Raw genomic sequence first — 22057 nt, forward strand, 5'->3', positions numbered from 1 at the left:
AAAAGCCGGGTTTAGCCCGGCTTTTTTGTTGCCTGGCGCAAACATAAGACGACATTTGTCGAACGGCCGGTTTCCATGCGCCGGGAATGAATTAGAGTGTCGCGAAGCACCGGGCGAAGGGGATTTTGATGAAGGCTTGCCTGACCAGGTTTCTTGCGATTGCAGGTCTCGCCATTGCGGCCCTGTCGACGGCACCTGCCAACGCCCAGGAATGGCAGACCTCGTCAACCCTGAACGGCGTTTCCAAATACGGCCAGGATTTCAAGCAGTACGATTTCGTCAATCCGAACGCGCCCAAGGGCGGCACACTGAACTCGACGACGCCGGGCACCTTCGACAGCTTCAATCCCTACATCGTCAAGGGCTTGCCGGCAGCCGGTTTTGTCGGCTTTGGCGGCGGACTGATCTATGAAACGCTGATGGAACAGTCGATAGACGAGCCCAGCACCAGCCACCCGATGATCGCCGATGCCTACAAGTTTCCGGCCGACTACTCCTACGCGACCTATCGGCTCGACCCGCGCGCCAAATGGCATGACGGCCAGCCGATCACGACCGATGATGTCATCTGGTCTTTCAATGTCCTGAAGGCCAACAGCCCGCAATATGGCCAGTACTACGTCAACGTGACCGAGGCGGTGGCGACGGGCGAACATGAGGTGACCTTCCGCTTCAACCAGAAAGGCAACCGGGAACTGCCCAAGATCATGGGCGACCTGGTGGTCTTGCCCAAGCACTGGTGGGAAGGAACCGACGCTGCGGGAAAGAAGCGCGATATCACCCGGCCGACGCTCGAGATTCCGTTGGGCTCGGGCGCCTACAAGGTCGAGAGCTTCAAACCCGGCACCGAGATCGTCTGGACCCGCGTGCCCGACTATTGGGGCGCAAATGTCGGGGTCAATGTCGGGCGCAACAACTTCGACAAGCGCCGCTATGCCTATTTCCTCGACGACAACGCCGAATGGGAAGCCTTCAAGAAGGGCGGCCTGGAGGACATCAAGCCGGAGAACAGCTCGCGGCGCTGGTCGACGCAGTATAATTTCCCCGCCCTCCAGGCGGGCGACGTCATCAAGAAGGAATTCAAGACAACATCGGGCGAGCCGTTCCAAGGCTATGCGCTCAATTTGCGCCGCCCGCAGTTCCAGGATCGCCGCGTCAGGCAGGCGCTGACGCTGGCTTACAATTTCGAATACATGAACCGCACCCTGTTCTTCGGGCTCAACACCCGCACCAACAGCTATTTCCAGGGCCAGGACCTGGCCTCGAGCGGCTTGCCCACCGGCAAGGAACTGGAGCTTTTGACGCAGTACAAGGACAAGCTGCCACCAGAACTCTTCACCGAGGAGTTCAAGCTGCCGGTCTACGACACGCCGCAGGCCGAGCGGCAGTATCTCCGGCAGGCGATCGGCCTGTTCGCCGAGGCCGGCTGGCGCGCCAAGGGCGGCAAGCTGATGAACGACAAGGGCGAGCAGTTCAAAATCGAGTTCCTCGGCAAGGACGCCACCGACGAGGTCATAGCGAGCCCCTTCATCGACAGCCTGCGCCGGCTCGGCATCGATGCCACGCTGCGCATGGTCGACACCAGCCAGTTCGTCAACCGGATCGACAATTACGATTTCGATGTGACGACGACGACCCTCAACCAGTCGTCGTCGCCAGGCAATGAACAGCGCGACTTCTGGGGCTCCAAGGCCGCCAACAAGCCCGGTTCGCGCAATATCATGGGCATCAACGATCCGGTGATCGATGCGCTTGTGGAGCGCATCATCTTCGCCTCCGACCGCGACGACCTGTTGGCTACCACCCACGCGCTCGATCGCATCCTTTTGTGGAACTATTACGTCGTGCCGCAATACCACCGCTCGGTGCTGTGGCTGGCCTACTGGAACAAGTTCGGCATTCCCGACAAGCAGCCGGGCTTCATCGGCGCTGATATCAACTCATGGTGGATCGACAAGGACAAGGAAGCGGCGCTGGCCGCCAAATACAAGGGCGTCAATTGAGCGCGCGCCTCCCCCGCAGGGACTTCCTCGCGCTCGGCGCAGCTGCAGCGGCCGCCCCCTTCATCCCGGGGCGCGCCTTCGCGGCGAGCCCGACCGGCACCGGACTGCACGGGCTGTCGGCCTTCGGCGACCTGAAATACGGCCCCGACTTCAGCCATTTCGACTTCGTCAATCTCGACGCGCCCAAGGGCGGCACATTCAATTTTTCGCCGAACTACTGGTACTTCAACCAGAGCCCGCTGACTTTCAACACGCTCAACACCTTCGTCGCCAGGGGCGACGCGCCGCCGCGCATGGAGCTTTGTTACGATTCCTTGATGGTGCGGGCGATCGACGAGCCCGATGCAATCTACGGCCTGCTCGCCAGTTCGGTGACGATTTCCGACGACCGCAACAGCTTCGACTTCGCGCTGCGTCCCGAGGCGCGCTTCAACGACGGCACGCCGTTCACCGCCGACGACGCGGTCTTTGCCTTCGATCTGTTCAAGAAGGACGGGCATCCCAACCTGCTTCTGCCGCTCAGCCATCTCAAGGAGGCGAAGGCGCTCGACCCGCATACGCTGCGGCTGACTTTCGACGGCAAGCAGTCGGATCTGACAATCCTGGACATCGCGACCTACGCTATTCCGGCCAAGGCCTTCTTCGAGACCCATCCTTTCGACGCGTCGGAGCTCAAGGCGCCGCTCGGTTCAGGCCCCTACAAGGTCGGCCGCGTGTCGCCCGGCCAGTCCATCGAATACGAGCGCGTCGCCGACTATTGGGGCCGCGATCTGCCGGTCAGCCGCGGCCTCTACAATTTTGACCGCATCCGTGTCGAATTCTACCAGGACCGGCAGGCAGCGTTCGAAGCCTTCAAGAAAGGCGACATCCATTTCCGCCAGGAAGCCACGGCGCGCATCTGGGCCACCGGCTACGATTTCCCCGCCCTCACGGCAGGCAAGGTGATCAAGCGCGAGTTTCCCAGCGAAAAGCGGCCAACGATGCAGGCGATGGCGCTGAACCAGCGCCGCGTGCGTTTCCGCGATCCCCGCGTGCGCCGGGCAATTGCCCTGTGCTTCGATTTCGAATGGACGAAGCGCAACCTGTTCTATGGTTCCTACGAACGCTCGCAGTCGACATTCGAGAAATCGGCCTACAAGGCCGAGGGCCTGCCCTCGCCAGCCGAACTGGCGCTGCTCGAACCGTTCCGCGGCCGCATCCCCGACGAGACCTTCGGCGAAGCCGTGCTACAGCCGCATTCGGACGGTTCGGGCCGCGACCGCAAGCTGCTCGGCCAGGCGTCGAAGCTGCTCTCCGACGCCGGCTGGGTCCGCAAGGATGGCAGGCTGCGCAACGACAAGGGCGAGGCGCTGACGCTCGAAATCCTCGTCGACGACGACGCTTTCGTGCGTGTGTACTCGCCATGGGCCGAAAACATGAAGGCGATCGGCATCGAGGCTACGCTGCGCCTGGTCGATTCGACCCAGTATCAGGCCCGGCAGACAAGCTTCGACTACGATGCCATTTCGGCGGCGGCCGGGTTTTCGGCGACGCCCAGCCGCGACGAGATCGACGGGCTGTTCCACTCGCGCTCGGCCAAGTTGCAGGGCTCGACCAATCTGCCCGGCACTGCCGATCCTGCCGTCGACGCGCTGATCGACGCCGTGGGTGCGGCCAAGGATCGCGAAACGCTGACGGTTGCCATGCGCGCGCTCGACCGGCTCTTGCGCGCCCGGCAAGACTGGATTCCAAATTGGTTTTCGGCGAATCACCGCGCCGCCTTCTGGGACATGTTCGGCTACAAGGAGCCGAAGCCGGACTTCGGCTTTCCCGTCGAGGCGATGTGGTGGTTCGACAAGGACAAGGCTGCACGTATTGGCAAGACCTGAGATTTCTAGGACTGAACCCACGCTCCGTTCGAGGGGCTTCGCCTGATGGGCGCCTATATCCTCCGCCGCATCCTTCTGATGATCCCGACCCTGTTCGGCATCATGGCGATCTCGTTTGCCGTCATCCAGTTCGCGCCGGGCGGGCCGGTCGAGCAGGTCATCGCCAAGCTGACCGGCCAGGGCGGCGACGCCGCCGACCGTCTGTCGGGCAGCAGCGGCGATCTCGGCGGTAACAACAATTTCGATCCAGCGGGTGGTGAAGGTTCGTCCAAGTACCGCGGTGCGCAAGGCCTCGATCCGGAGTTCATCGCCAAGCTTGAAAAGCAATTCGGCTTCGACAAGCCGCCGCTCGAACGCTTCTTCATGATGCTGTGGAACTACATCCGCTTCGACTTCGGCGAGAGCTACTTCCGCGACGTCTCGGTGCTCGACCTGATCCTTGAGAAGATGCCGGTGTCGATCTCGCTTGGCATCTGGATCACGCTCCTGTCTTACATGATCTCGATCCCGCTCGGCATCCGCAAGGCGGTCAAGGATGGTTCGAGCTTCGACATCTGGACCAGCGGTATCATCATCATCGGCTACGCCATCCCGGCCTTCCTGTTCGCCATCCTTTTGATGGTGGTGTTTGCCGGCGGTTCGTTCTTCGACTGGTTCCCGCTGCGCGGCCTGACCTCGGAGAATTTCGACCAGCTCTCACTCGGCGGCAAAGTGCTCGATTATCTCTGGCATCTGGCGCTGCCACTAACGGCGCTCGTGCTGTCAGCCTTCGCCACCACCACGCTGCTCACCAAGAACTCGTTTCTGGACGAGATCCGCAAGCAGTATGTCGTCACCGCACGCGCCAAGGGCCTGTCCGAGCACCGGGTGCTCTACGGCCATGTCTTCCGCAATGCCATGCTGATCGTCATCGCCGGCTTCCCGGGTGCCTTCATCTCCGCCTTCTTCACCGGCTCGCTCTTGATCGAGAACATCTTCTCGCTCGACGGGCTCGGCCTGCTCGGCTTCCGTTCCGTGCTCGACCGCGACTATCCCGTGGTGTTCGCCAATCTCTACATCTTCTCGCTGATGGGGCTGTTCGTCGCCCTGATCTCCGACCTGCTCTACACCTGGATCGACCCGCGCATCGATTTCGAACGGAGGGACGTCTGATGTCGGCGGTCGACACCGTATCCGTGCCGGTCAAGCGGCCCTGGCTCTCGCCGATCAACAAGCGGCGCTGGCTGAGCTTCAAGGCCAACCGCCGCGGTTACTGGTCGCTGTGGATCTTCCTCGTGTTGTTCATGCTGTCGCTGTTCTCCGAACTGATCGCCAACGACCGGCCGCTTCTGATCCGCTTCAAGGGTGAATTCTACTCGCCTGTCGTCAGCGACTATGGCGAGGAGACCTTCCTCGGCGACGAGGGCTTCCTGCCTGTTACCGACTACCGTATGTCGGTGGTGCAGGAGGCGATCGCGGCCAATGGCTGGGCGATCTGGCCGCCGGTCCGCTATTCCTACCGCACCACCAACAACGAAATCCCCGAGGCGGCACCCGCTAAGCCGTCCTGGATGTATGCCAAGGACGTGCGGTGCCAACGCTATCCGCTTGGCGTCGACGATCCCAACTGCACTGTCGGCAACTGGAACTGGCTCGGCACCGACGACCAGGCCCGCGACGTGCTCGCCCGCGTCATCTACGGCTTCCGCATCTCGGTGCTGTTCGGCCTGATCCTGACCGCCGGCTCGGCGCTGATCGGCGTGACCGCAGGCGCCATGCAGGGCTATTTCGGCGGCTGGACTGACCTTCTGTTCCAGCGCTTCATCGAAATCTGGTCGGCGATTCCGGTGCTCTATCTGCTGCTGATCGTCGCGGCGATCCTGCCGCCGGGCTTCTTCATCCTGCTTGGTCTGATGCTGCTGTTTTCCTGGGTGGCGCTGGTCGGCGTGGTGCGGGCAGAGTTCCTGCGCGCCCGCAATTTCGAATACGTCAACGCCGCGCGAGCGCTCGGCGTGCCCAACCGCACCATCATCTTCCGCCACCTGCTGCCCAACGCCATGGTGGCGACGCTGACCTTCCTGCCCTTCATCCTCAACAGTTCGATCTCGACGCTGACGTCGCTCGACTTCCTCGGCTTCGGCCTGCCGCCCGGCTCGGCCTCGCTCGGCGAACTGCTCAAGCAAGGCCAGCGCAATCTCAACGCGCCGTGGCTCGGTCTGTCCGGCTTCGTCGTCATCTCGGTGATGCTGTCGCTGCTGATCTTCATCGGCGAGGCGACCCGCGACGCCTTCGATCCAAGGAAGACGTTCAAGTGAGCGCCGCCCCTCTCCTCTCCGTCCAGGACCTGTCGGTCGCCTTCAGCCAGGGCGGCAAGACGACGATAGCCGTCGACCACATCTCCTTCGACATCGCCAAGGGCGAGACGGTGGCGCTGGTTGGCGAATCGGGTTCCGGCAAGTCGGTGTCGGCCCTGTCGGTGCTCAAGCTCCTGCCCTATCCGCCGGCAAGCCACCCCTCAGGCAAGATGATGTTTGGCGGCCAGGACCTGCTCTCCCTGAACGAGAACGCATTGCGCAAGGTGCGCGGCAACAAGATCACCATGATCTTCCAGGAGCCGATGACCTCGCTCAACCCGCTGCACACGATCGAGCAGCAGATCGTCGAGGTGCTGTCGCTGCACCAGGGCATGAGCGAGCGGCAGGCCAAGGCGCGCACGCTCGAACTGCTCGAGGAGGTCGGCATCCGCGACCCCAAGAAGCGCCTCGACGCCTATCCGCACCAGCTCTCCGGCGGCCAGCGCCAGCGCGTGATGATCGCCATGGCGCTGGCCAACGAACCGGAATTGCTGATCGCCGACGAGCCGACGACGGCGCTCGACGTCACGGTCCAGGCCCAGATTCTCGAGCTGCTCGCCAAGCTGAAGGCCCGCAAGGGCATGTCGATGCTGTTCATCACCCATGACCTCGGCATCGTCCGGCGCATCGCCGACCGGGTCTGCGTCATGACCAAGGGCCAGATCGTCGAAAGCGGGCCGACGAAGGAGATTTTCGACAATCCGCAGCACAGCTACACGCGCCACCTGCTGGCTGCCGAGCCGAAGGGCAAACCGCCGGTTGTCGATGTGTCGGCCAAGACGGTGATGCAGGGCTCGGACGTCAAGGTGTGGTTCCCGATCAAGCAGGGCTTCTTCCGCAAGACCGTCGACCACGTGAAGGCCGTAGACGGCATCGACGTTGCGGTGCGCGCCGGCCAGACCGTCGGCGTCGTCGGCGAATCCGGTTCCGGCAAGACGACACTGGGGCTTGCCTTGACCCGCATGATCTCGTCGCAGGGGCGGATCGATTTCGAAGGCCGCGAGATCGACAAGTTCAGCTTCAGCGCCATGCGCCCGCTGCGCCGCGAGATGCAGATCGTGTTCCAGGACCCGTTCGGCTCGCTCAGCCCGCGCATGTCGGTGGCCGACATCATCGAAGAGGGACTCAAGATCCACGAGCCCCGGCTGAAGGTGGCGGAACGCGACCAAAAGGTCGTCGATGTGCTGCGTGAGGTCGGCCTCGATCCCGAGACGCGCTTCCGCTATCCGCACGAGTTTTCCGGCGGCCAGCGCCAGCGCATCGCCATCGCACGTGCCATGGTGCTCAAGCCGCGCTTCGTCATGCTCGACGAGCCGACCTCGGCGCTCGACATGAGCGTGCAGGCACAGGTCGTCGACCTGCTGCGCAACCTGCAGGCCAGGCACGACCTTGCCTATCTGTTCATCAGCCACGACCTCAAGGTGGTGCGGGCGCTGGCCAACGAGGTCATCGTCATGCGCAATGGCAAGGTGGTTGAGGCGGGACCCTCCGAACAGATTTTCGAGCGCCCGCAAACCGACTACACTCGGGCGCTGATCTCGGCGGCATTCCGGATCGAGACGGCGCCGACAGGTGTGGTCAGCGAATAGCAGGCGCAAGGGAAGAGCATGTCGACAAGGGCCAAGGGCAAGATCCTTCTTTCGATCACCGGGTTCAACCCGCAGCGCTGGTATGAGCTGCTGTCGGCGGCGCGCGAGGTGGTGCTCGAACCCGATGGCGCAGCCGACCCTTCGATCGACTATGCGGTTGTGTGGAAGCAGAAGCCCGGCACGCTCGCCAAGCTGCCGAACCTCAAGGCGATCTTTTCGATTGGCGCCGGCGTCGACCATGTCTTTGCCGACCCCGGCCTGCCCGATGTGCCGATCGTGCGCGTGGTTGCCGACAATCTCAGCCAGCACATGAGCGAGTATGTGCTGTGGCGGGTGCTCGACCATCATCGCCAGGGCCAGCTCTACCGCGCCCAGCAGACCAAGAAAGCCTGGCACGAGCCGCCGCAGCGGCCAGCCGAGGACATCTCCGTCGGCATCATGGGCATGGGCAATCTCGGTCGCGCCGCAGCCGACGTGCTCAAGGCAGTCGGCTTCCGCATCAATGGCTGGAGTCGTCGGCCGCAGGAACTTGCCGGCATCAACACTTTTGCCGGCGATGCCGGGCTGGTGCCGTTCCTCAACGCGACCGACATCCTCGTCGTGCTTTTGCCGCTGACCGACACGACCAAGGGCATCATCAACTATGGCCTGCTCAAGGAACTGCGCCGGCGCAACGGCCTCGGCGGAGCCGTGCTGATCAATGCGGGGCGCGGCAAGCTGCAGCGCGACGCCGACATCCTGCGCGCGCTCGACGACGGCACACTGAAGGAAGCCAGCCTCGACGTGTTCGAGGTCGAGCCCTTGCCCAAGACCAGCCCACTGTGGAACCACCCCAAGGTGTTCGTCACCCCGCACGCGGCGGCGACCTCGGACCCCGCGCATCTGGTGGCGCCGATGCTTGGCCAGATGGAAGCCTTTGAACGCGGGGCTGCGCTGGAGAACGTGGTCGACCGCAACGCCGGCTATTGAATGCGCCGTCACTCCTCCCTTGTGGGCACGCTAGTCGCGCCCGTCGTCCCAGGCGAGCGTAGCGACCCGGGAGCCATTGCGGCGCGGCCGGGGTCTGGGTTCGCGGATGCATTCAGGACTGTCGCTGGGACGAAGACCCGGCCGTGCTTGGCGATGGTCCGGTCAATGGGTCCCGGATAACCTGCGCTCCAGTTTCCGAGATGACGGCGGCTCCGAGCCCCATCAATTGCCAAAGCAGGAAAACGCAAGGCGCGGAGCGCTTCTCCACGATCACAAAGCCCGAAACCGCCCGAAGCTGATTGCCCCTCACGGTCGCCGGAAGCTGGTCGGCCCACCATAGAGGTAGCCGATACGGTCGATGGCCTGGCGCAGGCCTTCGCGGGCGACAGTCATGGTGTGGCCGTTGGCGTGGATCATGTTTTCGCCATCGGTCATGATTGCGACATGCCCCTTCCAGAAGACCAGGTCGCCGCGCCGCAGCTGGGAAAAATTGGCACCTGCATCGACCGGGGTGCCAAGCGACGCCTCCTGCATGTCGGAATCGCGCAGCACGTTGCGGCCTGTCATGCGCATCGACAGCTGGACGAGGCCCGAGCAATCGATGCCGAAGGCGCTGAAACCTCCCCAAAGATAAGGCGTGTCGATCAGCCTTTCGGCAACAGCGACGAAATCCTCCGATGTGGTGCCGAGCGGCGTCAGGTGCTGCAGCACCACGGCCTCGCCCGACGGCAGCAGCCCGTAGCGCGTGCCGCGCGTTTCGGCGAAGCCGGTAATGGTGACCTGCGAGCCGATGGAGAGCTGGCCATTGCGCGGAAACTTCATGTCTGGACCTGGATAGACGAAGCTGCGCAAGGCGGTGACGACATGGGTCGGTTCCGCGTCGCGTGGTGCAAGATCGCCTGACGAGACATAACCGACATAACCGTCGCGCTCAGCCTGGAGCCAGGCAAAGCCTTCGGCTTCCTCGAAGACAACGACCTCGTCGCCAAAAAGCAGCTGGGTGTTGAGACCGGAATCGGGTCGCGGTGCCTTGCGGACGTCGGCGACCGATGCGGAAATGCGCGCCGGACGGCCGGCGACGAAGCGCTCGGCGGTGACCTCGCCTTGCAGGCGGGCGTCGGCGAGATCGGGTCGGAAGGCGTGAAGGCGGCTGTCGCGGGCGGTCAAATCGGAAGCTCCATGGCTTTGGCAATGATAGCATCGCCCAATCGCTCGACATAGAGCGCGCCTTCAACAGTGCGCCGGATGAGCACGTTGCGCTTGTCGCTCTCGTCGCGGTGGCGCGACACCAGCTTGAGCGCGCCCATGGTGTCGAGGGCGCGGGTGATAACGGGCTTGCTGACACCAAGGCGAGCTGCCAACCCGCGCACCGTGTGCGGCGGCGGGTCGAGGTAAATGGTGAGCAGGATCGCCATCTGGCGCAATGTCAGGTCGGGTGCGTCGTCGCGCACCTCGGACAGGGAAAACTGCTGCAGCAGTCTCAGCGACTGGCTCGGACGCAACGCGATCGGCATGACGCCAGCATCCATTAGATTTGTTTCGGTTCCGTTTCATTTAATGAGGAATTTGCGGCGCGGGCAAGGCGGATATCTCGCACCGCCCTTCATCCGCCTGCCAGCGCCTTCTCCCCGCAGTACGGGAGAAGGATAAGCGGCTACGCCGATGCCCCCTCCAGCGTTACGGGACAGGGTAAGGATGAGGGCAATTTCACCCAAACCGTGCCGAAATGACCTTTTCCAGCGCGCGGATGGCCTGGGCTTCGCCGCCGGTCGGACCGTGCGGACGATCGCTCGGGTTCCAGGCGAAGATGTCGAAATGCGCCCAGCCTGGCGTCTTCTCGACGAAGCGCTTGAGGAACAGGGCGGCGGTGATCGAGCCGGCGAAACCGTCTGTGGTGACGTTGTTCATGTCGGCGATCTTCGACGACAGCTTCGAATCATAAGGCTTCCACAGAGGCATGCGCCACATCGGGTCCTCGACGGCGACCGATGCGGCGGCAAGATCGGCAGCGAGTGCTTCGTCGTCGGTGTAGAAAGGCGGCAGGTCGGGGCCGAGAGCCACCCGCGCGGCACCCGTCAGCGTTGCCATGTCGATCAGCATTTGCGGCTGCTCGTCATCGGCAAGGGCGAGCGCATCGGCCAGCACCAGCCGGCCCTCGGCGTCGGTATTGCCGATCTCGACTGATATGCCCTTGCGGCTCTGCAGCACGTCGCCCGGCCGGAAGGCGTTGGCCGAGATCGCGTTCTCGACCGCCGGGATCAGCACGCGCAGCCTGACGTTGAGCCTCGCCGCCATGATCATCGAGGCCAGACCGAGAACGTTGGCCGCACCGCCCATGTCCTTCTTCATCAACAGCATGCTCGATGCCGGCTTGATGTCGAGGCCGCCGGTGTCAAAGCAGACGCCCTTTCCGACGAGCGTGACCTTTGGCGCATCCTGGGAACCCCAGTTCAGGTCGATCAGGCGCGGCGCATCGTCCGAGGCGCGGCCGACGGCATGGATCATGGGAAAATTGTGCTTGAGCAGGTCGTCGCCAAGCGTGACCCTGACCTCGGCGCCATGGATGCCGGCCAGCTTCCTTACTTCAGCCTCGAGCGACGACGGCCCCATGTCGTTGGTCGGCGTGTTGACGAGGTCGCGGACGAGGAACACCGCATCAACGATGCGGTTCAGCCTTGCGGCATCGACGCCCGCGGGCACCTCGAGGCCGAGCGCCCTGCCCGGCTTCTTGCCGTAGCGCGTGAAAGCATAGCCACCGAGAGCAGCGCCAAGGGCTGCCAGTTCGGGCTGCGCCGGCGCTGTGGCGAAATGCCAGTTGCCCTCCGGCAGACTTCGCGCAAGCGCCCCGAACGCCAGGCCGCTATCGCCTTTGCCGGTGCCGAACAGCGCGCCCGCCAACCTGCCGTCCGTGCCGGAGAGCACCAGCAGCTTGCCGGCCTCGCCGGCAAAGCCGTTGGCATTGGCCCAAGCCAGGACATCCTGAGAAAGCCCGGCACTTTCGAGACCGCCCTTGGCGACGAGGTGGATCGGCAGTGCGTCGGAGGGCTTTTGCTCGAACAGTTCGACCGGCATTTCGGCTTCCTTCAGTCTCGGATGGCTGTGCCGTCAGGCGTTCTTAACCATCCGTTAGGGTTAACAGAATATTTCTCCAAAGCGGGGAAATGGCCTGTGAACGGCCACGCGAACGAATGGAGACCCGTCGCCGATGTTGACCAATCGCTCGATGAACGCAACGGGAAAACGCCTCGCCCGAATGGCTTTGCTGACGCTGCTGATGGCAAGCGTCGCCGGCTGCGGCGCCTCCAGGATGACGACCGGCTCGATCGGACGCGGCAAAGCGGTCGACACAATGTCGACGGGTGCGATCGGCGGCTCCGTCGACCAGATCGGCCGGACCTATGCCAGCGACCCCAACAACAAGCCGGTGGCACTGCAATATGCCTCGGCGTTGCAGATCAAGGGTCAGACCGACCAGTCGCTGGCGGTGATGCGCAAGCTCGCCATCGGCTATCCCAAGGATCGAGACGTGCTCGCAGCCTATGGCAAGGCGCTCGCCGCCTCGGGACAATTCCAGCCGGCGCTCGATGCCGTGCGCCGCGCCCAGACACCTGAGTATCCCGACTGGAAGCTGGTGTCGGCGGAAGCCGCGATCCTCGACCAGCTTGGCCAGACCCAGGATGCGCGCGGTCTCTATCGCAAGGCGCTCGACCTCAAGCCGAACGAGCCGTCGGTGCTGTCCAATCTCGGCATGTCCTATGTGCTCGAAGGCGACCTGAAATCGGCCGAGACCTATCTCCGCTCGGCCGCTTCGCAGCCTGACGCCGACAGCCGCGTGCGCCAGAACCTGGCGCTTGCCGTCGGGCTCCAGGGCCGCTTCGACGAGGCCGAACAGATTGCCAGCCAGGAGCTTTCGCCCGAGCAAGCGCAGGCCAATGTCAGCTACCTCAGGGGCATGCTGGCCCAGCAGAACGCATGGAACCAGATCAAGGCGGACGACAAGTCGAAGAAGAACTGACGGAACCGTCTGACCCAATGCAAAAAGCCGCGTCATGACGCGGCTTTTTTTTGTGCCTCGATGAAGGGGGCTGCCCTATTCGCTGCTTGACTGCTGCTTGTCGCCCATCAGGCCGCGCTCACTGATCTGCATGCCGGCTGGGCCGAGGATGACGGCAAACAACACCGGCAGGAAGAACAGGATCATCGGCACGGTCAGCTTGGGCGGCAGTGCGGCCGCCTTCTTCTCCGCAGCGTTCATGCGCATGTCGCGGCTTTCGGCCGCCAGGACGCGCAGCGCGTGCGCGACGGGCGTACCATAACGCTCGGCCTGGATCAGCGCCTGAGTGATGGACTTGACCGAATCAAGCCCTGTACGGCCGGCCAGGTTTTCATAGGCCTGACGGCGTTCGGTGAGGTAGGACAGCTCGGCATTGGTGAGCACGAACTCCTCGGCGAGATCGACAGACTGCGCGCCGATCTCGTCCGCAACCTTGCGGAGCGCCGATTCCACCGACATGCCCGACTCGACGCAGATCAACAGCAAATCCAGCGCATCCGGCCAGGCCGCCTGGATCGACTGCTTGCGTTTGGTGGCACGGTTGTTGACGTAAAGCACCGGTGCGTAGAAGCCGGCATATGCCAGGACGATGCAGATGAAGACCTTCATCAGGAACGGCTTATCGGGGAACGCGCCAAGCACGAAGATGTAGAGTATGCCCAGCATCAGGCCAACGAACGGCAGGACCAGACGAAAGAACAGGAAGCGCGTCAGCGGGTTCTGACCGCGGAAACCGGCGATCTTCAGCTTGTTGAGCGTCGCTTCGTCGACGAGTGCCCGGCGCAGGTCGAGCCGCTCGACGATGTTGCGCATACCGATCGACTGCTGCTCGCGCAGGCCCTTGTGGCGGCGGTCGGCTTCGGCGGCAAGGCGCATGCGTTGCTTGGCGCGCAGCTCGTCGCGCTCCAGAGCCACCGCCTTCATGCGCCCCTTGAGCGGATTTCCGCTCAACGACGGCAGGACGGTGAAAACAGTCGCGAACACCGCGATCGCGACGAGCAGCGCGATGAGGAAGGACGGATCGGTAAGCGATTTGACAACCTGGTCCGTCATCGGCCTAGACCTCGAAGTTCATCATCTTGCGCATCACGAAGATGCCGATCGCCATCCACACGCCTGAAATGCCGAGGATGAGGTGGCCGGTGCTCGTGACAAACAACGGCATGATGTAGTTCGGGCTCGAGAAGAAGACGAGCACGGCGACAACGACCGGCAACGAGCCGATGATCGCGGCCGAGGCCTTGGCTTCCATCGACAGCGCCTGGATCTTGGCTTTCATCTTCTTGCGGTCGCGCAGCACGCGCGACAGATTGCCCAGCGCTTCGGAGAGATTGCCGCCCGCCTGGCTCTGGATCTGGATGACGATGCCAAAGAAGCCGGCTTCGGGACATGGCATTGTCTCGGTCATGCGCAAGGCAGCGTCCGGGATGGAGATGCCCACCTGCTGGGCCTCGACCATGCGACGGAATTCGCCGCGAACGGGTTCGGGCGATTCCGAAGCGATGAGGCGGATACCATCATTGAGCGGGAGACCTGACTTCACGGCGCGCACGATGATGTCGAGCGCATTGGGAAATTCCTCGAGGAACTGCTTGACGCGGCGGCCGCGACGGAAGGATACGAACCACCTGGGCAAGCCAATGCTGCCGGCAAGCAGCGCGCCAGGCAGAAGGATCAGCGGCGCGCCCGCCAGATAGATCAGCAACGTAACGACGAGACCGCAGATCGCCGAATAGACGTAGAAGCGCTCGATCGTGACCAACATGCCGGCCTGTCTGATCTGCACGCGCAGCGGCGGCTTCTTGATGTTGCGGTCCTTGGCCTTCTGCTTTTCCTCGAGCTCCTTGAGAGTATCCTGGACCGACTTGCGCCTTTTGGCGACTTCGGCGACCCGGTCGCGCGAGGCCTTGACCACCGACTTGTCCGACTCCGTCTGCCTGACCAAGGCCATGCGACGGTCGGTGTTGGCCTGGGTCTCGATCCTGTTGAACAGGAAGGCATAGGCGACCGCGCCGGCACTCAAGCCGGCCAGTATGACGAAGATCAGCATCATGGCGTCGAGGCCGAACATGGCGTCAGATCCTCATCCTGTGCATGTCAATCCGAAGCCTTTTCCATGGCTTCGAGTGCGGTCGCCAGACGTGCTTCCTCACCGTAGTAGCGAGCACGATCCCAGAAATGCGGCCGGCCGATGCCCGTCGAGACGTGGCTGCCGATGAGCCTGCCGTTCTGGTCCTCACCCTTGATGTTGTAGAGCACCAGGTCCTGGGTGATGATGACGTCGCCTTCCATGCCAATCACCTCGGTGATGTGGGTGATGCGGCGCGAACCGTCGCGCAGGCGGGCGGCCTGGATGATGATATCGACCGAGCCGACGACGATCTCGCGCACGGTCTTTTGCGGCAGCGAATATCCGCCCATGGCGATCATTGCTTCGATACGGTTGAGGCACTCGCGCGGGCTGTTGGAGTGAATGGTGCCCATCGAACCGTCATGGCCGGTGTTCATCGCCTGCAAAAGGTCGAACACCTCCGGTCCGCGCACTTCGCCGACGATGATGCGCTCGGGCCGCATGCGCAGGCAGTTCTTGACGAGGTCGCGCATCGTCACCTCGCCCTCGCCTTCCAGGTTGGGCGGGCGCGTTTCGAGGCGCACGACATGCGGCTGCTGCAGTTGCAGTTCCGCCGAGTCCTCACAGGTGATGACGCGTTCGTCGCGGTCGATGTAGTTGGTCAGGCAGTTGAGCAACGTCGTCTTGCCAGAACCCGTACCGCCCGAGATGATGATGTTGCAGCGGACGCGGCCGATGATCTTCAGCACTTCGGCGCCGTGTGGCGAGATCGCGCCGAACTTGACGAGCTGATCGAGCGTCAGCTTGTCTTTCTTGAACTTGCGGATGGTGAGGGCGGCGCCATCGATCGACAAAGGCGGCGCAATGACGTTGACGCGCGAGCCGTCGGGCAGGCGCGCATCGCAGATCGGAGAGGATTCGTCGACGCGGCGGCCGACCTGGCTGACGATGCGTTGGCAGATGTTGAGCAGCTGCTGGTTGTCGCGGAAGCGGATGGAGGTCTGCTCGACCTTGCCGTTGACTTCGATGTAGACGTTCTTGGCCCCGTTGACCATGATGTCAGCGATGTCGTCGCGCGCCAGCAACGGTTCGAGCGGGCCGTAGCCGAGCACGTCGTTGCAGATGTCCTCAAGCAGCTCTTCCTGCTCGGAAATCGACATCGCGAAGTTCTTGATCGCGATGATGTCGTTGACGATGTCGCGGATTTCTTCACGCGCGCTTTCAGGATCGAGCTTGGCAAGCTGCGACAGGTCGATGGTGTCGATCAGCGCCGAGAACACCTGGCTCTTGGTGTCGTAGTAGCTTTCGCTGCGCTCGCGCTGCGCCTTGCGCGGCTCTGGCGCAAAGGAGGGCGTCGGCTCGAAATTACGCCGCGGCGCGGCTACCGGTGCAGCCGGCGCAGGCGCCGCGGGGCGTGGAGCAACCAGCGTGTCGGCGGCCTGTGGCGATGCCGCGGGGGGCGGCGTCGTTGCGAGCGGACGGAACCCCGGCGTGGGGCGATTGCCGTCGTCGTTGCCTCTCCTGCCAAACATGATCGACTAACACCTCCGCCGCACTGGCATCACTTCTTGCGGGCTTTCAGCCGACTGAGAATTCCACCGAGCGCGGACGCCTTCTTGGCCTTGGCCTCGGACCTGCCGGTGAGAACATGGGCGATCTCATTGATCGTCTGGACGACCGAGTTCTTGGCATCCATCTCGCCCAGCATGCGTCCATTGTTGGCGGCATTACCGAACAGCAGCGGGTCGAACGGGATGACCGCCAACGGCGAGATGCCAAGCGGCTCGGCGAAATCCTTGGCGGTGATCTCAGGCCGTTTCGGCACCCCGGCCTGGTTGAGAATCAACCTGGGCGGCGGATCGTTGGGCCGCAGCCGCTTCAGCATATCGACCATGTTCTTGGTGTTGCGCAGATTGGCCAGCTCGGGCGTTGCCGTGATGACCACTTCATCGGCGCGAAGCAGCGTGTTCTTGCTCCAGCCGCTCCAGATATGGGGTACGTCGAGCACAAGCATCGGCGAGCTGCGCTGGGCCGTGTCGATGATCGAAGTGAAGGCCTCGGCGTCGAAATCATAGACGCGCTCAAGCGTCGAGGGTGCCGCAAGCAGCGACAGATGCTCGGCGCACTGGGCCAGCAGGCGGTCCAGATAGACCTCGTCGACACGTTCCGGCGCAAACACCGCCTCGGCGATGCCCTGGGCCGGGTCCTGGTCGAAATTGATGTTGGCGGTGCCGAAGGCCAGATCGAGGTCGGCGACGACAACCTCGGACTTGAACAGGCTCGACATCGCCCAGGCGACGTTGTGGGCAATGGTGGAGGAACCCACGCCACCCTTGGCGCCGACGAACGCAATCGAGCGTCCGATCGGCTCTGCGTCGGGGTCGACGAAGATCGAGGAGATGACGCTGACGACATCCGCGGTGGAGACAGGCGCCACGACATATTCCGAGATGCCTGAGCGGATCAGCTCGCGATAGAGCGCGACGTCGTTGTAATGGCCGATGACCACCACCTTGGAACTCGGGTCGCAATATTCCGACAGCCGATGCAACGCCTCAAGCAAGCTCTTGGGTTCGCTGCGCGACTCCAGGATGATCAGATTCGGGGTCGGTGCGCCGCTGTAGACCTCGATGGCGGTTTCGATACCGCCCATATGGACCTGGAGATGGGCCTTTGCCATGCGGCGGTCTTCGCCCGCACGGCCGATCGGGCCAGCGACGCTGTCGGTCTCGCAGAAGGCCTGGATCGAAATGCGGGGCACGGGCCTCAAGGTCTGCATGACGTCAAGATCATGCTGCGACAGCTCGGCCCCATCGGATGGGGAATCGTAGGCGAGATTGCTCATGTCTGACTGCCCCCAAATCCCATCAATAGAATGTTTCCGGATCCCAGGGAGCCGGCGGCTTTCGATACTGGTCGATCACCACGTTGCGGTTTTCGGCATCGATCTCGGATTGCTTGCGTGGCCCGAGCAGGTCTGCCGGGTTGGCGATCTGCGCCGCGAGATTGTTCTGATAGGAACAGCCGAAATTGGCGTGGAGTTTGTTCTCGGTCGTGTCGGCGATATCCGCCGGCCAGGTGCCGCAGCGGCCCGTCTGCGCCCTCATCGCCGCGTAAACAACGCGGATGGGTGACGATGCTTCGGGGTACTCGCTCTGGTAGCGGGTGATGGCGATCCGGTTTCTGGGAACGCCTGCCTTCATCGCGACGTTCATCAAGCCACGGGCAGTCCTCGAAGCTGCGGCGTCGTTGGCCCCGCCCGCAGGGGTCATGATCGTCAGCGTCGGGGCCGCATTGCGATCATAATGCTGCAGGTACCCTTCGAAAGTGATCCTCTGCCCTCTGGTAATGCCGCTATCACCAGCACCGACCGGGATGTCCAGGGTCTGGTTCTTCTCGGCAATGACGATGGGATGATTGGTGCGGTAGTCGTCGGGGATCGAGCCGACGACGACGCTGTCGCGATTGGCGCAGCCTGCCAGCAAGGCCACCGCAGCAGCTGCAAGCAGTGAACCAAGGAAGCGCGCATTGACCGGTCTGTCGCGGTCGGCGGTACGTGTGAAGATTGCCTGAGACATGCCCCTATCCCCGCTCATTTGTAAATGAAGCCGACGACGCCGTGGTAGCGGCCCATGGGCTTGTCGGTTTTCATCGTGCCGTAGACCCGGTTGACGCGGCCGAGGAAAATACCTGCGCCATCGCTGGCGATGCTGAAATTGTCGTCGGGCTTGGCGAGTTCATTGCGTGCGACCGGGCGCGCCAGATATGGGGTCACGATGATGACCAGCTCGGATTCGTTGCGGATAAAGTCACGACTGCGAAACAGCGTCCCAAGGATCGGCACCTTCGACAGGCCGGGAACCCCGCCCATGATCTGCTTGACGTCATCGCGAACGAGGCCGGCAATCATCATTGATCCGCCAGACGGAAGTTCGACCGTCGTATCGGCGAGGCGCTTGCGCAGGGATGGCAACATAGGATTGCTGCCACTGGCGCCCGGTGATTCATTTGTCGGTTCGGAGACCGCCGTCCGAACCTTCAGGCTGATGCGCCCAGGCGAGAGCACGACAGGCTTGAACTCAAGGCTGATGCCATATTCCATCGTCTCGTAGCGGAGGCCGCCGGGGTCGGTGACGACGCCCTGGTCGTTCTTCTTTGGCGCCGAAACCTCTCGCAACATGTTGTACTCGCCGCCAACGCGGAAAGTCGCCTGCTCGCCCGAGACTGCCGTCAAGGTCGGCTCGGCAAGGGTTTTCAGGACACCAGCCTGATCCATGGCGCTGATCGAGGCTTGAAGGCCATTCTTGCCAATAAATGAGAAGTTTTCGCCCGACAACGGCGCGCCCAGACCGCCTGTCGCGGCGTTTGCTATGCCCCAACTAATGCCGTCTGCGCCGCCATTCGCCAGCATGTTGACGCCGAGCTGCTTCATGATGTTGCGGCTGACTTCGGCGACGGTGACCTTCAGCATCACCTGATCGTCGCCGACGATCTGGAGCAGGTTGACGATCTTGCTCTTCTGGCGCGTCTGGTCGGGGTTGTCGATATCGACGCCGCCGTTCTGGGATCCGCCAGAGGCGGTCTGCGAATACTGACCGGTCGTCGCCTCACCGCCTGTAACGAAGATCGTCGCCAGGTCGACGGCGCGCTTGGCATCGAGCGGGGTGTCGACGGTGCCGGTAAGCACGACGTTGTCGTTCAGCAGTTCGACCTTGATGTCGGCACTGGGGATGAAGCGCTTGATGTAATCCTCAAGGCCGGCAACGTCGCGCTCGACAGCGAGATCGAGGCTGACGATCTGCTCGCCATTGGGGCCAAAAACGAAGATATTGGTTTCGCCGACCGCCTTGCCGAACAGGTAGATGCGCCGCGCCGTACGGGTGACGGCGTCCGCAACGGCCGGGTTGGCGACGAGGATGTCATAGGCGTCGCTCGGCAGGTCGATGACAACCGACTTGTTGAGCCCCAGCTTGACGCGCTGGCTGTTTGCCGTGTTCGAGCCGACCTTGGCCTGGGCTGCGGAAGCCGGGGCGAGATTGGCAACAAGGGAGCCGCCGGCCAGGATGCCAAGGGCTGTGGCAGCGGTCGCCAGAAGTCTGATGCAGGACCTCATTTCCGTGCTCCCGATTCAGAAATCTCGCCAGATTTGATGAGCCGCACCGTTCCGCGCTTGCCTGAGCCGGAAACCAGATAATCGGCCTCGGCGAGGTTCTTCTGCTGGGTGTCGGCAACCGAACGCAGCGCCAGTGTCAGTCGGTCAGCCATCTGCTGCGCCACGGTGATGATTTCGGCCTGCTGCGGCGTAAGCTCGAGCGTTGCGGTTTCGCCAACCTTGACCTTCTTGCCTTCCTCATCCTCCTGGATGGCCTGATCGATGGCCAGGACGCGGATGTTGCTGAGAATGGTTTCGGTGGTGAAGCCGCCGCCGGACTTCGATGCGTCGGCGCGGCGCGTCATGATGACATCGACATAGTCGTTGGGCAGGATGAAACCGCCGGCCGAAGTGTCGGCGGAGATCGTGGTGGCGACAGCGCGCATGCCGGACGGCAGGACCGCCGACATGAAGCTCTGGCCTTCGCCGATCAGCTTGGACTTGCGCAGCGGCTCGCCACTATACATGGCAAGTCGCGCCACAGAGGCCTTGAACTTGTCGAGCGCTTGTGGCTCGGCATCCCGGGTAATGAAATTGGGATTGACGCCGTCACTGGGCCAGGGCTGCCAGCCGATGTTGTTTTCGACGGTGCCACCCATGGGCACGTCGGCGGTCAGCACCAGAACATCCGTAAGGGCAATCTGTGGCTGTTGTGGGCCGGACTCGACAATGACCTCGGCCGGCGGCGGTGCCGACATGTTCTTGGCGACAAAACCGGCGCCGCCTGCGGCAGCGACCGCTACGCCCAGTATCATCAGTCGCGATGCAGCCATTTGTCCGAAACCTCGCCCTGGCACCCCATCAAGCCAAGCCGGACTTTGCATAGGCAATCGTCAACTTATGGTTAATGCAGTCCTTACAAGCGTGATTAATTGTTTCTTACGCGTGGTGTCTGTAGGGCTATTGCGACGCCAGACGCTCCACTGCCCAGACCGCCAGCGGCGAGGCCGGGTAGGTGACCAGCCCGCCGAGCCCAAGGGCAATGCCATAGGGCACGCCGCCCGCGTCTTCGGAAAAGTTCTTAAGGAACATGTTCTGGCCGACGACACGAGACAGCAACGAGCTCCGAAAAGCCAGGATCGCGAGCGTCAGGACGCCGCCAAGGATCGTAGAGGTGAGCAGATACTCCATCAGGGGCATGCCCAGCCCCATCCAGACGCCGGTGGCAGCGATCAGCTTTGCATCGCCGCCGCCCATGCCACCAAAGGCAAACAGGGCGAAGGTAACGGTCAGCAAGAGGCCGCCGGCGGCGAGATGCATGCCGATATCAGCCCATGCCATGCCAGTCAGCGGTGCAACCAAGAGGAACACGCCAAGCAGCAGAAGCGGCACGCGATTGGCGATCGTCATCGACAAGGTGTCGGAGACGGCTGAAAAGACCATGCAGAAGGGAAACACCACAAATATCAACGCTTCAAGCATGGCTACGTCTCCGCCATTCACACAACTGGATCGAAGCTAATGGCGTGGCATTAAGCTTCGATGAACCGGCGGCACGATCGATCGGCTGCCGCCCGAAAGCAAAAAGGCTGCTCAACGCGAGCAGCCTTTCCGTAAACCCTACCGACTGAAGCGCCGGAGAGGCATTGCACCCATATTACGGGGCGGGCGTCAGCGCCGTTGCGACGGCCTTGAAGCGTGCATCAAGCTGCGTGCCGACGCTGCCGGCGGCAACGATGATGGCAAGCGCGATAAGCGTGGCGATCAGACCGTATTCGATGGCGGTCGCGCCGGATTCGTCCTTAACAAAACGTGCGATGAGGTTCGACATGATAAGCTCCTTGCTCCGTGTTACAGCACTTCCGCCAACATTTCTTTGTCGTCGATCGGATGACTGCAACCTAGCGGGGAGCTCTTTCGATCGACTTAAGAAACAGCCTTACCGAATCCTTTCGTGGCGGCTTGGCTCCATTTGGTTAACTGCGGACTAAGCGCAGCCCAACAATTGTCAGGGATGGCACCTGCCTCGGGAAGGCGTTCTTCGGCACTGGCAACGTGATATGAAGACTGTTCGAAAG

General features: G+C 62.7%; 19 protein-coding genes. 7 read left to right on the forward strand and 12 right to left on the reverse strand.

The window, feature by feature from the left end; translation table 11 throughout:
- The first annotated feature begins 128 nt into the window (after positions 1-128).
- The 6 genes from SLT36_RS27850 to SLT36_RS27875 are packed head-to-tail and all read left to right on the forward strand — an operon-like array spanning position 129 to position 8762.
- Entirely contained in the window at positions 129-2003 is a 1875-nt protein-coding gene (locus tag SLT36_RS27850) for an extracellular solute-binding protein (protein ID WP_432285173.1), read from the forward strand.
- Entirely contained in the window at positions 2000-3871 is a 1872-nt protein-coding gene (locus tag SLT36_RS27855; protein WP_432285174.1) for an extracellular solute-binding protein, read from the forward strand. Before SLT36_RS27850 ends, SLT36_RS27855 begins: the two co-directional genes overlap by 4 nt.
- 45 nt (positions 3872-3916) lie before the next feature.
- On the forward strand, positions 3917-5023 hold the full coding sequence (locus SLT36_RS27860; RefSeq protein ID WP_154385926.1) for a microcin C ABC transporter permease YejB: 1107 nt from the start codon (positions 3917-3919) through the stop codon (positions 5021-5023).
- Positions 5023-6165 (forward strand): ABC transporter permease, encoded by a 1143-nt coding sequence (locus SLT36_RS27865; RefSeq protein ID WP_432285175.1) that lies wholly within the window; start codon positions 5023-5025, stop codon positions 6163-6165. Before SLT36_RS27860 ends, SLT36_RS27865 begins: the two co-directional genes overlap by 1 nt.
- Positions 6162-7793 carry an ABC transporter ATP-binding protein gene (locus SLT36_RS27870; protein ID WP_432285176.1) on the forward strand — a complete coding sequence of 544 codons (1632 nt, stop codon included), beginning with the start codon at positions 6162-6164 and terminating at the stop codon, positions 7791-7793. The genes SLT36_RS27865 and SLT36_RS27870 overlap by 4 nt, the downstream gene beginning before the upstream one ends.
- An 18-nt stretch (positions 7794-7811) precedes the next feature.
- Complete coding sequence (locus SLT36_RS27875) at positions 7812-8762, forward strand: 2-hydroxyacid dehydrogenase (protein ID WP_432285177.1); 951 nt, start codon at positions 7812-7814, stop codon at positions 8760-8762.
- A 306-nt stretch (positions 8763-9068) separates the two neighbouring features.
- Here SLT36_RS27875 and SLT36_RS27880 read toward each other — a convergent pair whose 3' ends face one another.
- From SLT36_RS27880 to SLT36_RS27890, 3 genes are all read right to left on the reverse strand, one after another.
- Positions 9069-9929, reverse strand: a complete 861-nt coding sequence (locus SLT36_RS27880) for an NlpC/P60 family protein (protein ID WP_432285179.1) — start codon at positions 9927-9929, stop codon at positions 9069-9071.
- Positions 9926-10276: a MarR family winged helix-turn-helix transcriptional regulator gene (locus SLT36_RS27885; protein ID WP_067967155.1), complete on the reverse strand. Its 351-nt coding sequence runs from the start codon at positions 10274-10276 to the stop codon at positions 9926-9928. The genes SLT36_RS27880 and SLT36_RS27885 overlap by 4 nt, the downstream gene beginning before the upstream one ends.
- A 193-nt stretch (positions 10277-10469) precedes the next feature.
- A complete protein-coding gene (locus SLT36_RS27890; RefSeq protein ID WP_432285180.1) occupies positions 10470-11834 on the reverse strand; it encodes a leucyl aminopeptidase family protein in 1365 nt (454 codons plus the stop codon).
- A gap of 133 nt (positions 11835-11967) precedes the next feature.
- Here SLT36_RS27890 and SLT36_RS27895 point away from each other — a divergent pair, with 133 nt between their 5' ends.
- Positions 11968-12777 carry a tetratricopeptide repeat protein gene (locus tag SLT36_RS27895; RefSeq protein WP_192318673.1) on the forward strand — a complete coding sequence of 270 codons (810 nt, stop codon included), beginning with the start codon at positions 11968-11970 and terminating at the stop codon, positions 12775-12777.
- 75 nt (positions 12778-12852) lie between these two features.
- Here the strand turns inward: SLT36_RS27895 and SLT36_RS27900 are convergent, their stop codons facing one another.
- The 9 genes from SLT36_RS27900 to SLT36_RS27940 all read right to left on the reverse strand — a co-directional run bounded on the left by SLT36_RS27900 (position 12853) and on the right by SLT36_RS27940 (position 21810).
- The gene (locus SLT36_RS27900) at positions 12853-13869 is read right to left on the reverse strand and encodes a type II secretion system F family protein (protein ID WP_067965719.1); all 1017 of its coding nucleotides are present in this window, start codon (positions 13867-13869) and stop codon (positions 12853-12855) included.
- Between the two features lie 4 nt (positions 13870-13873).
- The gene (locus SLT36_RS27905) at positions 13874-14887 is read right to left on the reverse strand and encodes a type II secretion system F family protein (RefSeq protein ID WP_432285181.1); all 1014 of its coding nucleotides are present in this window, start codon (positions 14885-14887) and stop codon (positions 13874-13876) included.
- A 26-nt stretch (positions 14888-14913) separates the two neighbouring features.
- A complete protein-coding gene (locus SLT36_RS27910) occupies positions 14914-16419 on the reverse strand; it encodes a CpaF family protein (protein ID WP_432285182.1) in 1506 nt (501 codons plus the stop codon).
- 29 nt (positions 16420-16448) lie between these two features.
- The gene (locus tag SLT36_RS27915; protein WP_432285183.1) at positions 16449-17732 is read right to left on the reverse strand and encodes an AAA family ATPase; all 1284 of its coding nucleotides are present in this window, start codon (positions 17730-17732) and stop codon (positions 16449-16451) included.
- A 22-nt stretch (positions 17733-17754) separates the two neighbouring features.
- A complete protein-coding gene (locus SLT36_RS27920; RefSeq protein ID WP_432285184.1) occupies positions 17755-18378 on the reverse strand; it encodes a CpaD family pilus assembly protein in 624 nt (207 codons plus the stop codon).
- A gap of 101 nt (positions 18379-18479) precedes the next feature.
- The gene (locus tag SLT36_RS27925; RefSeq protein ID WP_432285185.1) at positions 18480-20000 is read right to left on the reverse strand and encodes a type II and III secretion system protein family protein; all 1521 of its coding nucleotides are present in this window, start codon (positions 19998-20000) and stop codon (positions 18480-18482) included.
- Complete coding sequence (gene cpaB, locus SLT36_RS27930) at positions 19997-20812, reverse strand: Flp pilus assembly protein CpaB (protein ID WP_432285186.1); 816 nt, start codon at positions 20810-20812, stop codon at positions 19997-19999. The genes SLT36_RS27925 and cpaB overlap by 4 nt, the downstream gene beginning before the upstream one ends.
- 127 nt (positions 20813-20939) lie before the next feature.
- Positions 20940-21461: an A24 family peptidase gene (locus SLT36_RS27935; protein ID WP_432285187.1), complete on the reverse strand. Its 522-nt coding sequence runs from the start codon at positions 21459-21461 to the stop codon at positions 20940-20942.
- 175 nt (positions 21462-21636) lie between these two features.
- On the reverse strand, positions 21637-21810 hold the full coding sequence (locus tag SLT36_RS27940) for a Flp family type IVb pilin (RefSeq protein ID WP_432285189.1): 174 nt from the start codon (positions 21808-21810) through the stop codon (positions 21637-21639).
- Between the last annotated feature and the right edge of the window lie 247 nt (positions 21811-22057).

It is taken from the genome of Aminobacter sp. BA135 (genome assembly GCF_050859125.1).
GTDB lineage: Bacteria > Pseudomonadota > Alphaproteobacteria > Rhizobiales > Rhizobiaceae > Aminobacter > Aminobacter ciceronei.

What these genes read in the sequence shown, in the direction of transcription:
- SLT36_RS27915 (WP_432285183.1), bottom strand. Translation starts at nt 17,732, where the DNA reads ATGAGCAATCTCGCCTACGATTCCCCATCCGATGGGGCCGAGCTGTCG.
- SLT36_RS27900 (WP_067965719.1), bottom strand. Translation starts at nt 13,869, where the DNA reads ATGACGGACCAGGTTGTCAAATCGCTTACCGATCCGTCCTTCCTCATC.
- SLT36_RS27885 (WP_067967155.1), bottom strand. Translation starts at nt 10,276, where the DNA reads ATGCCGATCGCGTTGCGTCCGAGCCAGTCGCTGAGACTGCTGCAGCAG.
- SLT36_RS27895 (WP_192318673.1), top strand. Translation starts at nt 11,968, where the DNA reads ATGTTGACCAATCGCTCGATGAACGCAACGGGAAAACGCCTCGCCCGA.
- SLT36_RS27860 (WP_154385926.1), top strand. Translation starts at nt 3,917, where the DNA reads ATGGGCGCCTATATCCTCCGCCGCATCCTTCTGATGATCCCGACCCTG.
- SLT36_RS27910 (WP_432285182.1), bottom strand. Translation starts at nt 16,419, where the DNA reads ATGTTTGGCAGGAGAGGCAACGACGACGGCAATCGCCCCACGCCGGGG.
- SLT36_RS27940 (WP_432285189.1), bottom strand. Translation starts at nt 21,810, where the DNA reads ATGTCGAACCTCATCGCACGTTTTGTTAAGGACGAATCCGGCGCGACC.
- cpaB (WP_432285186.1), bottom strand. Translation starts at nt 20,812, where the DNA reads ATGGCTGCATCGCGACTGATGATACTGGGCGTAGCGGTCGCTGCCGCA.
- SLT36_RS27875 (WP_432285177.1), top strand. Translation starts at nt 7,812, where the DNA reads ATGTCGACAAGGGCCAAGGGCAAGATCCTTCTTTCGATCACCGGGTTC.
- SLT36_RS27850 (WP_432285173.1), top strand. Translation starts at nt 129, where the DNA reads ATGAAGGCTTGCCTGACCAGGTTTCTTGCGATTGCAGGTCTCGCCATT.
- SLT36_RS27935 (WP_432285187.1), bottom strand. Translation starts at nt 21,461, where the DNA reads ATGCTTGAAGCGTTGATATTTGTGGTGTTTCCCTTCTGCATGGTCTTT.
- SLT36_RS27865 (WP_432285175.1), top strand. Translation starts at nt 5,023, where the DNA reads ATGTCGGCGGTCGACACCGTATCCGTGCCGGTCAAGCGGCCCTGGCTC.
- SLT36_RS27925 (WP_432285185.1), bottom strand. Translation starts at nt 20,000, where the DNA reads ATGAGGTCCTGCATCAGACTTCTGGCGACCGCTGCCACAGCCCTTGGC.
- SLT36_RS27890 (WP_432285180.1), bottom strand. Translation starts at nt 11,834, where the DNA reads ATGCCGGTCGAACTGTTCGAGCAAAAGCCCTCCGACGCACTGCCGATC.
- SLT36_RS27905 (WP_432285181.1), bottom strand. Translation starts at nt 14,887, where the DNA reads ATGTTCGGCCTCGACGCCATGATGCTGATCTTCGTCATACTGGCCGGC.